Annotated in this window: 4 protein-coding genes; all 4 read right to left on the minus strand. The window is 67.0% G+C overall.

The window, feature by feature from the left end; translation table 11 throughout:
* Positions 1-5 precede the first annotated feature (5 nt).
* The gene (locus AC1DW0_RS11750) at positions 6-7,160 is read right to left on the minus strand and encodes a HAMP domain-containing protein (RefSeq protein WP_477945971.1); all 7,155 of its coding nucleotides are present in this window, start codon (positions 7,158-7,160) and stop codon (positions 6-8) included.
* Between the two features lie 152 nt (positions 7,161-7,312).
* The gene (locus tag AC1DW0_RS11755; protein WP_477945972.1) at positions 7,313-7,948 is read right to left on the minus strand and encodes a response regulator transcription factor; all 636 of its coding nucleotides are present in this window, start codon (positions 7,946-7,948) and stop codon (positions 7,313-7,315) included.
* Entirely contained in the window at positions 7,945-9,312 is a 1,368-nt protein-coding gene (locus tag AC1DW0_RS11760; protein WP_477945974.1) for a cache domain-containing protein, read from the minus strand. The genes AC1DW0_RS11755 and AC1DW0_RS11760 overlap by 4 nt, the downstream gene beginning before the upstream one ends.
* Positions 9,312-12,668: a S41 family peptidase gene (locus AC1DW0_RS11765; protein WP_477945976.1), complete on the minus strand. Its 3,357-nt coding sequence runs from the start codon at positions 12,666-12,668 to the stop codon at positions 9,312-9,314. The genes AC1DW0_RS11760 and AC1DW0_RS11765 overlap by 1 nt, the downstream gene beginning before the upstream one ends.
* Positions 12,669-12,694 lie beyond the last annotated feature (26 nt).

The following is a 12,694-nucleotide window of genomic DNA, read 5'->3' on the forward strand; positions in this document are numbered from 1 at the left end:
CGTCATCACCGGTACAGCCACACGCGCATCAGCGACAGCAGCTGGGCCGTGTTGACGGGTTTGGAGATGTAGTCGCTGGCGCCCGCCTCCAGGCATTTCTCGCGGTCACCCTTCATGGCCTTGGCGGTCAGGGCCAGGATGGGCAGGTTGCGGAACTCGGCGTGGGAGCGGATCTCGCGCATGGTCTCGTAGCCATCCATGTCCGGCATCATGATGTCCATCAGCACCAGGTCGAGATCGGGCGTGTGCTGGATGATCTCGACGGCGGCCCGGCCGCTGGTGGCGGTCAGTACCTGCATCTCCTGATTCTCCAGCAACGTCGTCAGCGCAAAGATGTTGCGGGCGTCGTCGTCCACCACCAGCACGCGTCGGCCATGCAGCATCTCGGCGGCGCCGTGCAGCTTGTGCAGGATCTCCTGCTTGCCCTGCGGCAGCTCGGTGACGACGCGGTGCAGGAAGAGGGCCGTCTCGTCGAGCAGGCGTTCGGGGCTCTGCACATCCTTGAGCACCACGCTCTTGGCCAGCGCACGCAGCTGCTTTTGCTCGGCGCTCGTCAGGTCCTTGCCGGTGAAGACGACGACCGGCACGGCCGCCAGGGAAGGGTCGGCATGCAGTTGCTCCAGCAGGCCGAAACCGCTGACGTCGGGCAAGCGCAGATCCAGCACGATGCAGTCGAAGGTCTGCTCACGCAGCATCTGCAACGCCGCCGCGCCGGTACCGACGGCCTGCAGCTCGATGTCGTCATGGCCGAGCAGCTCGATGATGGCCTGGCGCTCGATGTCGTTGTCCTCGATGACGAGCAGCCGCTTGGTGCGCGGCACCGTGAAGTCGCGGATGCGGTCCAGCGCCGCCTCCATCTCCTCGCTGGTGGATGACTTCACCACATAGGAGAAGGCGCCGTGCGCCAGGCCGTGGTTGCGGTCCTCCTCGGCGACGCTGAAGATCTGCACCGGGATGTGGCGGGTCAGCGGGTCGAGCTTGAGCTGGTTGAGCACCGTCCAGCCCAGCATGTCGGGCAGGAAGATGTCCAGCGACACGGCAGTTGGCTTGAAGCGCCGCGCCAGCTCCAGGCCCAGGCTGCCCTTGAGCGCCACCAGGCCCTTGAAGCCGCGGTCCCGCGCCAGGCCCAGCACGATGCGGGCGAAGTGAGGGTCGTCCTCGATGATGAGCAGGACCGAGTCGCCCTCCTCGATGTTCTCGCGGTCATCAGGTACCTGGGTTTCTCGCACCAGCGGCAGGTTGTTGCGCGCCGGGGCCATCGGGCGGCTGTGCGCGGGCAGGGGCGCCATGCTGGCGCTGTCCGCGCCAGCGAAATGCAAGGGCAGGAACAGCGTGAAGGTGCTGCCATGGCCATGCACGCTGGTCAGGCGAATTTCGCCGCCGAGCAGGGCCGCCAGCTCGCGGCTGATGGCCAGGCCCAGGCCGGTGCCGCCGTATTTGCGCGACGTGCCGGCGTCGGCCTGCTGGAAGGCCTCGAAGATCAGGCGCTGCTTCTCGGGCGCCACGCCAATGCCGGTGTCCTCGACGGCAAAGGCCAGCACATGCTGGGCCTTGCTCAGCACGGGATGCTCCGTGCTCCAGCCCTCGTTGGCCAGGCTGACGCGCAGCTCCACATGGCCGTGCGCCGTGAACTTCACCGCGTTGGACAGCAGGTTCTTCAGGATCTGCTGCAGCCGCTTGGCATCGCTTTCCATGCTGCGCGGCAGGTCGTCGGCGAACGTCAGGCGCAGCGGCAGGCTCTTGGCCTCGGCCACATGGCGGAAGTTGCGGTCGATGCTGTCGCGCAGTGACACGAACGAGATGTCCTCGATCTCCACCGTGACGGTGCCCGACTCGATCTTGGACAGGTCCAGGATGTCGTTGATGAGGTGCAGCAGGTCAGAGCCGGACGAGTTGATGTTGCGCGAAAACTCGACCTGCTTGCCTGAAAGGTTGCCGTCGTTGTTGCTGGCCAGCTGCTGGCTCAGGATCAGGATGGAGTTCAGCGGCGTGCGCAGCTCGTGCGACATGTTGGCCAGGAACTCGGACTTGTACTTGGACGTCAGCGCCAGCTCGGCAGCCTTGTCCTCCAGCGCGTGGCGGGCCTGCTCGACCTCGGCGTTCTTGCGCTCCACTTCCTCGTTCTGCTCGGCCAGCAGGCGGGCCTTGGTGCCGAGCTGCTCATTGGTCTCCTGCAGCTCGCTCTGGCGCGACTGCAGCTCCACCGTCAGCTGCTGCGACTGCGACAGCAGGGACTCGGTGCGCATCGTCGCCTCGATGGTGTTGAACACCGCGCCGATGCTCTGCGTCAGCAGCTCCAGGAAGGCCAGCGAAGCGCTGCTGAAGGGCTGCAGCGTGGCCAGCTCGATGACGGCCTTGGTCTGGCCCTCGAACAGCACCGGCAGCACGATGACGCTGACGCGCGGCGCGTAGCCGAGGCTGGACGAGATGGCAACGAAGTCCGACGCGATGTCGGCCAGCAGAGTGCTGCGCTTTTCCAGCGCGCACTGGCCGACCAGGCCTTCGCCCATCTCGATGGTGGGCGCCAGCCGCACGGTGCCGGATTGGGCGTAGCTGGCCAGCAGGCGCAGCTGCTGGCGGTTGTCGGCCTCGGCGCCGGCCACGTGATAGATGGTGCCCTGGTGTGCCTGCACCAGCGGCGCCAGCTCGGTCAGCAGCATCTGGCTGACGGTCTGCAGCTCGCGCTGGCCCTGCAGCATGCCGGTGAACTTGGCCAGGTTGGTCTTCAGCCAGTCCTGCTCGCGGTTGCGCTCGGTGGTCTCGCGCAGGTTGGAAATCATCGTGTTGATGTTGTCCTTGAGCTCGGACACCTCGCCCTTGGCCTCGACCTGGATGGCGCGCGTCAAGTCGCCCTTGGTGACGGCCGTCGCCACCTCGGCAATCGCGCGCACCTGCGTCGTCAGGTTGGCGGCCAGCAGGTTGACGTTGCCGGTCAGGTCCTTCCAGGTGCCCGAGGCGCCCGGCACATGGGCCTGGCCGCCCAGCCGCCCGTCCACGCCCACCTCGCGGGCGACGTTGGTCACCTGCTCGGCAAAAGTGGCCAGCGTGTCGGTCATGTTGTTGATGGTGTCGGCCAGCGCCGCCACCTCGCCCTTGGCCTGCACGGTCAGGCGCTGGGTCAGGTTGCCGTTGGCCACGGCCGTCACGACCTTGACGATGCCGCGCACCTGCTCGGTCAGGTTGGAGGCCATGAAGTTGACGTTGTCGGTCAGGTCCTTCCAGGTGCCGCCCACGCCGGCCACCTTGGCCTGGCCGCCGAGCTTGCCTTCGGTGCCCACCTCGCGCGCCACCCGGGTCACTTCACCGGCGAAGGCGTTGAGCTGGTCGACCATGGTGTTGATGGTGTTCTTCAACTCCAGGATTTCGCCGCTGACGTCCACCGTGATCTTGCGGTTCAGGTCGCCGCGCGCCACGGCCGTCGTCACCTCGGCGATGTTGCGCACCTGAGCCGTCAGGTTGGCGCCCATGGTGTTGACCGAGTCGGTCAGGTCCTTCCAGGTGCCGGCCACGCCGGGCACGACGGCCTGCACGCCCAGCCGCCCTTCGGTGCCCACTTCGCGGGCCACTCGAGTCACTTCCGACGCGAAGGAGCGCAGCTGTTCCACCATCGTGTTGATGGTTTCCTTGAGCTGCAGGATCTCGCCGCGCACGTCCACGGTGATCTTCTTGGACAGGTCGCCGTTGGCCACCGCAATGGTCACGTCGGCGATGTTGCGCACCTGGCCCGTCAGGTTGGACGCCATGGAGTTGACGTTGTCGGTCAGGTCCTTCCAGGTGCCGGCCACGCCGGGCACCTGTGCCTGGCCGCCGAGCTTGCCTTCGGTACCGACCTCGCGCGCCACGCGGCTCACTTCGGAGGCGAAGGCGCCGAGCTGCTCGACCATGGTGTTCATGGTCTCCTTGAGCTGCAGGATCTCGCCCTTCACGTCCACGGTGATCTTGCGGTTCAGGTCGCCGCGGGCGATGGCGGTGGCCACGTCGGCGATGTTGCGCACCTGGCCCGTCAGGTTGGACGCCATCGAGTTGACGTTGTCGGTCAGGTCCTTCCAGACCCCCGCCACGCCAGGCACCGCAGCCTGGCCACCGAGCTTGCCCTCGGTACCCACTTCGCGCGCCACCCGCGTCACTTCGGACGCGAAGGCGCGCAGCTGGTCCACCATGGTGTTGATGGTTTCCTTCAGCTGCAGGATCTCGCCGCGCACGTCGACGGTGATCTTCTTGGACAGGTCACCATTGGCCACCGCGATGGTCACGTCGGCGATGTTGCGCACCTGGCCCGTCAGGTTGGAGGCCATCGAGTTGACGTTGTCGGTCAGGTCCTTCCAGGTGCCGGCCACGCCGGGCACCTGGGCCTGGCCACCAAGCTTGCCCTCGGTACCCACCTCGCGCGCCACGCGGGTCACTTCACCGGCGAAGGCGTTGAGCTGGTCGACCATGGTGTTGATGGTGTCCTTGAGCTCAAGAATTTCGCCGCGCACGTCCACCGTGATCTTCTTGGACAGGTCGCCGTTGGCCACGGCGGTGGTCACCTCGGCGATGTTGCGCACCTGGCCCGTCAGGTTGGAAGCCATGAAGTTGACGTTGTCGGTCAGGTCCTTCCACGTGCCGGCAACACCCGGCACCTGCGCCTGGCCGCCGAGCTTGCCGTCCGTGCCCACCTCGCGCGCCACGCGGCTCACTTCGGACGCGAAGCCGTTGAGCTGGTCCACCATGGTGTTCAGTGTGTTCTTCAGCGCCAGGATCTCGCCCTTGACCTCCACAGTGATCTTCTTGGAGAGGTCACCGCTGGCCACGGCCGTCGCCACGTCGGCGATGTTGCGCACCTGGCCCGTCAGGTTGGAAGCCATGAAGTTGACGTTGTCGGTCAGGTCCTTCCAGGTACCTGCCACGCCGGGCACCTGGGCCTGGCCGCCGAGCTTGCCGTCCGTGCCCACCTCGCGCGCCACACGGCTCACTTCCGAGGCGAAACCGTTGAGCTGGTCCACCATCGTGTTGAGCGTGTTCTTCAGCTCCAGGATCTCGCCCTTCACGTCGACCGTGATCTTCTTGGACAGGTCGCCGCCGGCCACAGCCGTCGCCACGTCGGCGATGTTGCGCACCTGGCCCGTCAGGTTGGACGCCATCGAGTTGACGTTGTCGGTCAAGTCCTTCCACGTACCCGCCACGCCGGGCACCTGGGCCTGGCCACCGAGCTTGCCGTCCGTGCCCACCTCGCGCGCCACACGGCTGACCTCGCCAGCAAAGCCGTTGAGCTGATCGACCATGGTGTTGATGGTGTTCTTCAGCTCCAGGATTTCGCCGCGCACGTCCACGGTGATCTTCTTGGACAGGTCGCCGTTGGCCACGGCCGTCGTCACGTCGGCGATGTTACGCACCTGGGCTGTCAGGTTGGTCGCCATCGCGTTGACGGAGTCGGTCAGGTCCTTCCAGATACCGGCCACGCCGCGGCCTTGCGCCTGGCCGCCGAGCTTGCCGTCGGTACCCACCTCACGCGCCACGCGAGTCACTTCGGAGGCAAAGCCGCCGAGCTGGTCGACCATGGTGTTGATGGTGTTCTTCAGCTCCAGGATCTCGCCGCGCACGTCCACGGTGATCTTCTTGGACAGGTCGCCATTGGCCACGGCCGTCGTCACCTCGGCAATGTTGCGCACCTGGCCGGTCAGGTTGGAAGCCATGAAGTTGACGTTGTCGGTCAGGTCCTTCCAGGTGCCGGCCACGCCGGGCACCTGGGCCTGGCCGCCGAGCTTGCCATCCGTACCCACCTCGCGCGCCACGCGGCTGACTTCGCCGGCAAAACCGTTGAGCTGATCGACCATCGTGTTCATGGTGTTCTTCAGGGCAAGAATCTCTCCCTTGACCTCCACGGTGATCTTTTTCGACAAGTCGCCGCTGGCCACGGCGGTGGCCACGTCCGCGATGTTGCGCACCTGGTTGGTCAGGTTGGACGCCATCGAGTTGACGTTGTCGGTCAGGTCCTTCCAGGTCCCGGCCACGCCGGGCACCGCGGCCTGGCCGCCGAGCTTGCCCTCGGTGCCCACCTCGCGGGCCACGCGGGTCACTTCGGAGGAGAAGCCGTTGAGCTGGTCGACCATCGTGTTGATGGTTTCCTTCAGCTCCAGGATCTCGCCCTTCACGTCCACCGTGATCTTGCGGCTCAGGTCGCCGCGCGCCACGGCCGTCGTCACGTTGGCGATGTTGCGCACCTGGGCCGTCAGGTTGGTCGCCATCGCGTTGACCGAGTCGGTCAGGTCCTTCCAGGTGCCCGCCACGCCGGGCACCACCGCCTGGCCGCCCAGGCGCCCGTCGGTGCCCACCTCGCGGGCCACCCGGGTCACTTCGGACGCGAACGAGCGTAGCTGGTCCACCATGGTGTTGGTGGCTTCCTTGAGCTGCAAGATCTCGCCGCGCACGTCCACGGTGATCTTCTTGGACAGGTCGCCGTTGGCCACGCCGATGGTCACCTCGGCGATGTTGCGTACCTGGGCGGTCAGGTTGCCGGCCATCTGGTTGACGGAATCGGTCAGGTCCTTCCAGACGCCCGACACGCCCTTCACCTGGGCCTGGCCGCCGAGCTTGCCCTCGGTGCCCACCTCGCGCGCTACGCGAGTCACTTCACTCGTGAACACCGACAGCTGGTCGATCATGGTGTTGACCAGGCGCGCGGAGCGCAGGAACTCGCCCTTGAGCTCGCGGCCGTCCACCTCCAGCTCCATGGACTGGCTCAGGTCGCCCTTGGCCACCGCGCCGATGGTGCGCGCGATCTCTGCGGTGGGCCGCACCAGGTCGTCCATCAGCGTGTTGATCGAGTCCACCTTGGTGGCCCAGCCGCCCAGCGAGCCCGGCATCGACATGCGGTGCTTGAGCCGGCCTTCCTTGCCGACCGTGGCGGAGAGCCGCGACACCTCGGAGGCGATGCGCGCCTCCTGGGCGGTGATCTGGTTGAAGGCGGCGGCGATCTGGCCGTCGATGCCGTCCCAGCTGTTGGGCAGGCGGATCGTGAAGTCGCCGTCGCGCAGTGCGGACAACGCCGCCAGGATCTGGCGCGAGCGTGGGGCGCTCAGCTCAACGCCGCCATTCAACACATCGGCCGTCGCGGCCGGAGTGGCCGCCTTGGGGTTGGCGCGCTTTCTGCGAGGTTGCTGCGCGATGTCGACACTCATGGTCCCGCCCGATTCAGAAATTAGGAGTGAGTTTCGCCCGGCGCCGGGTCATTTCAAACCGCTGTGCCAGGTACGAAAAGTGCCCGCTTCTAGCATGGCAATCTAGGGGGATCAAGTCCCTTTTCCGGGCCGCTCTTGCGCGAACACGCGAGTCATTTCAATCCAGCTTCTCTCGCATGTTCGACCGCATACCGGATCAGCTCCGCCTGCCCGTCCAGCTCCAGCTTGCGCTTGATGCTCTGGCGGTGGGCTTCGACGGTGCGCACCGACAGATCCAGGTCGCGGGCGATCTGCTTGCTCGACGCGCCCTGCCCCAGCAGGCTGAGGATCTCGCTTTCGCGCGGCGTCAGCACCGGCTTGGGGGCCTGGCCGCGGAATAGCCGGCCTGAGACTGCAGCGCTCAGGAAGGTGCCGCCCGCGGCCACCGCATCGATCGCCGACACGATCTCGGTCGCCGGCGCATCCTTGAGCACGTAGCCGCGGGCACCGGCGGTCAGCGCACGTTGCACGTATTCGGGGTTGTCATACATGCTGAACATCAGCAGCCTGATGGACGGCTGGGCGGCCAGCATCTCGGCGCCCAGCGTGATGCCGTTGCCGTCCTTCAAGCCCACATCCATCAGCACGACGTCGGGCGCCGTGCGCGCCAATTGCTCCAGGGCCTCGGCCCGCCCGCCGGCCTCACCAACGATCTCGAAGCGCGGCACGGCCGCCAGGCGCGCAACCAGGCCCTCCCGCACCATCGGGTGGTCATCGACGAGCAGGATGCGGATGGGTGTCAGGGTCATGCAGCAGCGCGAGCCAGGTCGGAAGCCGCTAGTTTGACCGTGAGGCGACTGCCCATGCCGGGCGAAGCGAAGAGACTCAGGCGGGCACCGAGGGCGGCCGCCCGTTCGCGCATGCTGCGCAGGCCCAGTCCCCGGTCGGCTGCGGCCTGGGCGGCGTCGGCGTCGAAGCCCTGGCCGTCATCGTTGATTTCCAGCGCCAGGCCACCGTCGCGCTCGAAACGCAGCAGCACGCTCACCGTCGTCGCGTGGGCATGCCGGGCCGCGTTGTTCAGCGCTTCCTGGGCAATGCGGAACAGGGCCGTGTTCACGGCCTCGGGCAAGCCCACCTCCTCACCCTCAACCGCCGCCGAGAAATGCGTGCCACCGGCAGCGTCGAACTCGCCCGCCAGATGCTGCAGTGCCGCAGGCAGGCCGAGGGTGTCCAGCAGCGCCGGCCGCAGCGCGTGGGACAGGTGGCGCACCTCGGCCAGCGTGCTGTTCAGGCGCTTCAAGGCCAGCTCCTGCAGCCGCGCAGCGCCCTCGGGTTCGTGCTGGGCGGACTCGATCAGCAGCTTGGTGGCCACCAGCGCCTGGCTGACGCCGTCATGCAGCTCGCGCGCCAGCCGTGCGCGCTCGTCCTCCTGGCTCTGCACGACCTGGCGGGCCAGGGCACGCAGCTTGGCCTCGGCGCTGCGGTGCTCGCTCAGGTTCAGGGCCAGCGCACCGGCGCTGATCAGCGCGACGCCGAAGACGGCGACAGCGCCCACCCACAGCATGGTGGCCGTGATGTTCTGGCGCGCGCCGCGCTCCAGTTCGGCCATCGTGGCCTCGATGCCGTCCAGGTACAGGCCCGTGCCCAGCATCCAGTCCCACTGCGGCACGGTGACGACATAGCCCAGCTTGGGCGCCAGCAGGCTGCTGGACGGCTTGCGCCACAGGTATTCGACATAGCCGCCGCCGGCCTTGGCCTGATTGATGAGCTGCTGGATAGTGGGCCGGCCCTTCGGGTCGCGCATCTCCCAGAGGTTTTGCCCGATCAGCTCGGGCTGGCGCGAATGCATCAGCACGTGGCCGTCCAGCGAATAGACGAAGAAATAGCCGTCGCGGCCGTAGTCCAGCGAGGACAGGATGGCCAGCGCCCTCTCGGGCCCGCCCGGCTGGCCGAGCAAGGGCTGGATGGTGCTGACCGCCAGGTCGACGTAATGCTTGAGCTCGGTGCGCCGCGCGTCCATATAGCTGGCGCGCACCAGCGCATGCTCGCGCGCCGCCAGCTCGCTTTCCTGCTGGCGCACGGCCAGCGCGATCAGCGCGAGGGAGGCCAGCAGCGGCAGCAGCGCCAGCAGGAACAGGCGGCCCCGCAGGGACAGGGCCGCCCAGGCTTTCATCAGCGGCCCAAGGTTGCGGCGCTCGGCGCTGCCTTGCGCTGGATCGGCTTCCACCCCTCCAGGCGCTTCAGCACATCGGCAATCGCCGCATCCAGCTGCGTGTCATCGCCACGGTTGACGGCCGCCGGGTCGAGTTCGACGTCGATGTCCGGCGACACGCCCTCGTTCTCGATGCGCCATTCGCCATCCGGTGTGTAGAAACGAAAGAAGGGCACGGTCAGGAAGCCGCCATCGGTCAGCGGCGGGTTGGCCGAGATGCCAATCAGGCCGCCCCAGGTGCGCTTGCCGATCAGCGGCCCCAGGCCCACGCGCTTGAAGGCATAGGGCATGAAGTCGCCACCCGAACCGGCGTCCTGGTCGATCAGCATGGCCTTGGGGCCGTAGATGGCACCGCCCGGCGTGTCGAAGACCAGGCCGTCACGGTCCTTCCAGCTGCCCAGATACGGCCGCGACAGCAGCTCCGTCACGTAGTTCGCCGCTTGCCCACCGCCATTGCGGCGGTCGTCGACGATCAGCGCCTGCTTGTCGATCTGCGCGAAGAACATGCGGTTGAAGTGCTCGAAGCCCTGGCCCGCGGTGTCGGGCATGTAGACATAGGCAATCTTGCCGCCGCTCTTTTGCTCCACCTTCCTGCGGTTGCCGTCGATCCAGGCCCAGCGGCGCAGCAGGCTCTCGTTGGCAATGGGCTCGACGGTGATCTCGCGGCGACCCTTGCCGGCGGCGTCCCGAGCGATGGCAATGACGACCTGCTTGCCGACGGTATTTTCCAGCAGCGAATAGATGTTGGTCGGCTCCATCAGCTCATGGCCGTTGATGGCGAGGATGAAGTCCCCTTCCTTCACACCCAGGCCGGCCACCGTCAGCGGCGAGCGCAGATTGGGGCTGAGGCGGTCGCCGGCGTAGAGCCTGGCGACCTTGTAGCGACCCTGCTCGACGACGAAGTCCGCGCCCAGCAGGCCGACGGCGACGGGCGCCTCCTGATGCACGTCACCACCGCCGGCACGGTTGTGGCCGACCTGCAGTTCGCCAATCATCTGCACGAGCAGGTCGTTCAGATCCTCGCGGCGCTGCACATGGGCCAGTTGCGGCAGATAGCGGTCATAGACGGCCTGCCAGTTCAAGCCATGCATGGCCGGGTCGTAGAAGAATTCCTTCTCCATCCACCAGGCCTCGTCGAAGATCTGCTTCCACTCGGCCTTGGGGTCGACACGGGCTCGCAGGCCCGACAGGTCCAGCGGCTTGCTGTCGCCCTTGTCATTGGCATCGCCCACCTCCAGCTTGCCGCCGGCCACGGTCAGCAGCAGCTTCTTGTGGTCTTCGCTCAGCGAGAACTCGGCAATGCCGGTGCGCAGCAGTTTGGGCTTGCGCTCCTCGAAGTCGAAGCGCCACAGCTCGGCCGTCGCGCGACGCTCGGCCTGCGGCGGCTCGTTGCTGGCGCCGGGCTGCGGGCGCTGCAGATAGAAGAGCGCGCCGTCCGAGGCGACCACCAGGTTGTCGTAGTTGCGCTCGGCCACCGGCAGGGCCACGACGCGGTCGGCCAGGCCGTCAAGGTCGACCTTGATCGGCTTGACCGGTTCGGGCTTGGGCTTTTCGTCCTTCTTGGCGTCAGCCTTCTTGTCGTCCTTTTTGTCGTCCTTCTTTTCTTCCTTTTTGTCGTCCTTGTTCTCGTCCTTCTTGTCGTCCTTCTTGCCATCCTCGTCACCCGCCTTGGGCGCCAGCGGCGACTTGCCGTCGGCCGCGAGCACCACGGCGTAGAGGCCGGCACGGCGCGGGCGCTCCTGTGTGGACAGATCCAGCCCAACCTGGCTGGGGCCGGAGTTGATGGACGCCGTGAAATACAGGTAGTCGCCCTTGGCCGAGAAGGCCGGGTTGCCGGCGTGGGCCAGGCCGTCGGTGACGGCATGGTTGCGGCCGGTCGCCAGGTCGTGCAGCACGATGCGGCTGAAATAGTTCTCGCCCGAGGTCGTGTAGGCCAGCCAGCGGCTGTCCGGCGAGAAGGACACGGCATAGCCGTCGGCGCCGAAGCGGCGCACGTCGGTGGCGACCCTGACGAGCTGGCCGCGCTGCGGGCCGGGCACCAGGCTCAGCCGATAGAGGTTGAGGTGGTTGTCCTGCAGCACGAACTGATTGCCGTCAGGGGACCAGTCCATCAGCGCGAAATAACCCTCCTTGGGCAGCAGGAAGCGCTCCTTCGCCCCCAGGCCGGTCTGGTTCTGCAGCACCAGCTCATGGCGCATGCCCGGGGCGTCGGACAGGTAGGCCACGCGCTGGCCGTCGGCGCTCCACAGCGCGTCCTTCTCACGCACGCCGGGGCTCTCGGTCAGGTTGCGCACGCTGCCATCCTTGACCGGCACGGTGAACACCTCGCCACGCGCGCTGACGACAACGCGCTTGCCGGTGCTGGACAGCTGAGCATGGGTCAGCGTCTTGCCAGCATCCTTCCACTGCGGCCGCGCCTGGGGCGCGATGCTGGTGAGCTGGATGTCGAGCACACGCGGCGTGCCGCCTGCCAGTTCAATCTGCTGGATGCGGCCACCGGACTCGTAGACCAGGGTCGTGCCGACGGCGTCGACGCTGCGCACGTCCCATTGCGTCTCGCGGGTCAGTTGGCGCAGCGATTGGGTCGCCGGGTTGAAAGCGAAGAGATTAGCCGCGCCGTCGGCACGGTCGGAGATGAAAACGACCTCGCTGCCGGCCCAGACCGGTGCGGAGTCGGTCGCATTGACGTGGGGAATCTGCTGCCACTTCTGGCTGGCGACATCCATGACCCACACCGGTGGCGTCGAGCCACCGCGGCTCTGGCGCCAGCCGCTCATGCCGGCATAGGCGGCGTTGTAGGGGCGGTAGGCCAGCTGCTTGCCGTCGGCCGACCAGGCGCCCTCGAAGGCCACGGCCATCATGACCTGCTTCTCGTAGCCGCCTTCCACGCTGACCTCGTAGAGCTGGTTGCTGCGGTTGTTCAGCACCTCGCGCGGCGAGGCGAACAGCACGCGCTTGCCATCAGGGCTCCAGCCGCTGACGACGTCAGCCGTCGGGTGCCAGGTCAGGCGTTTGGGCGCGCTGCCGTCCAGGCCGATGACGTAGACGTCGGTATTGCCGTCATAGCTGGCCGAGAAGGCGATGCTCCTGCCGTCCGGCGAGAAGCGCGGCGCGAACTCGGCAGCCGCATGGCTGGTCAGGCGCCGGGCATTGCCGCCACTGCGGTCAGCCAGCCAGAGATCGCCGGCATAGACGAAGGCCAGGTGGTCCTTGGAGACGGCGGGCTGGCGCAGCATGAGCGTCGGTTCGGCCGCCAAGGCCGCGCCGGAGGTCATCCAGGCACAGGCCAAAGCCATGGCGATACGGGTCAGGGTCATCGGGATCTCCGATCAGACGAAAACCC

This window comes from Roseateles sp. P4_D2 (assembly GCF_056401875.1).

Bases quoted from the DNA above. Each gene is read 5' to 3' on its own strand.
- AC1DW0_RS11750 (WP_477945971.1), bottom strand. From the start codon at position 7,160: ATGAGTGTCGACATCGCGCAGCAACCTCGCAGAAAGCGCGCCAACCCC.
- AC1DW0_RS11755 (WP_477945972.1), bottom strand. From the start codon at position 7,948: ATGACCCTGACACCCATCCGCATCCTGCTCGTCGATGACCACCCGATG.
- AC1DW0_RS11760 (WP_477945974.1), bottom strand. From the start codon at position 9,312: ATGAAAGCCTGGGCGGCCCTGTCCCTGCGGGGCCGCCTGTTCCTGCTG.
- AC1DW0_RS11765 (WP_477945976.1), bottom strand. From the start codon at position 12,668: ATGACCCTGACCCGTATCGCCATGGCTTTGGCCTGTGCCTGGATGACC.